Annotated in this window: 1 protein-coding gene; it reads right to left on the bottom strand. The window is 52.5% G+C overall.

The features are described from left to right. Positions 1–20: 20 nt before the first annotated feature. The gene (locus DA373_RS15965; protein ID WP_107853257.1) at positions 21–1148 is read right to left on the bottom strand and encodes an ISAs1 family transposase; all 1128 of its coding nucleotides are present in this window, start codon (positions 1146–1148) and stop codon (positions 21–23) included. Positions 1149–1241 lie beyond the last annotated feature (93 nt).

Raw genomic sequence — 1241 nt, 5'->3', positions numbered from 1 at the left:
CAGGGTGAACGCATGAGCGCTTAGTTTTCAATCAATTTTGAAATTCCTGCTTTTAGCACCTTTTCAAGATGGTCGGTTTTCATCCAGCACCTTCTTTGTTTGCCAACAATACTCAATTTGGTGGGCTCCGCTCTGAGCATATTGAGCGCCATGTGCCGTAGGCAGGCCAGGTTTTCTGCGGCGTTGCCCTTGTAAATCTGGCAACCGTCTTCCTGCATGCTGACGTCCAGGATCCAGTGCATGGATTCAATCGCCCAATGTTCTCGCACCGCCCGTGCGAGTTGCTCTGCATCCATCGCCTTTGAGCTGATGTAGTAACGATATTCCAGCTGAACGGGTTTGCCTTTCTCGGTACGGAAGCTTTCAACCATGGCGACGGTTTTTAAGCCTTTCCAGCTTGAGAAATTACTTGCTAACTGTTCACTATCAAGCACATAGCAACGCCGGGAGTCGATACGACCATGGTGAGTTTCCGTCTTTAATTCCTGATTATCCGGCGCGGCAGCTCGCTGCTCTTTGAACAGCGCTTGAACAGCCTGAGAAAGCTTGGTTTGGTTGCCTTTTACTGCCAGAAGGTAGTCGCCACCCTGCTCTACAATCATCCTGGCAATCTTGGTTTGGCAGCCCATCGCATCGATAGACACCAGCGCCCCGCGCAGGTCGAGTAGCCTGAGCAGCTCCGGTATCGCGGTGATTTCGTTGCTTTTGCTGTCTGTTTTCAGCTGCCCCAACACCAGTTTATTGGCGGCAGCATAAGCGCTGATCATGTGAATGGTGGAGAGGCGATCTTCCCGGTTATAGGAGCCCCGCAAGGTCTTGCCATCAATGGCAACCAACTCGCCCTGGGTCAGTTCATGCACCGCCTGCATCCAGCACAGAAAGCACTCACGGAAGAGCTCGGGCTTGATGGCGGAGATAATACGAGCGATGGTGTCATCCGCCGGCACTCCTGCCAAGAACAGGTCTTGCTCGCGAAACCAGTCGTGATGACCCAGCAGGTACTCGCGGATCTCGAACCAGCCTCGAGCGCCCGCGATAATGGCGCATAGTGTGCCGAATAGCACATCGAACAGCGGGTACGTGACTTTGGCGCTCTGGCGATGATCTTCAACCGGCTTGAAATGCTCTTTAAAGGCGTCGAGAGACATGGATTCAGACCTAAAAAGTAAGCATAAGATCACAGCCGGATGACTGCGTCAACCACCTATATTTGTTCAATAAACGTTCACGATCTCGCCCTG

Origin of the sequence: Oceanimonas marisflavi (assembly GCF_003049725.1) — a bacterium.
Classification (GTDB): domain Bacteria; phylum Pseudomonadota; class Gammaproteobacteria; order Enterobacterales; family Aeromonadaceae; genus Oceanimonas; species Oceanimonas marisflavi.
Note: the sequence above shows the minus strand (reverse complement) of the source record. Positions and strands in the feature narration are given on the sequence as shown.

Bases quoted from the DNA above. Each gene is read 5' to 3' on its own strand.
- DA373_RS15965 (WP_107853257.1), bottom strand. From the start codon at position 1,148: ATGTCTCTCGACGCCTTTAAAGAGCATTTCAAGCCGGTTGAAGATCAT.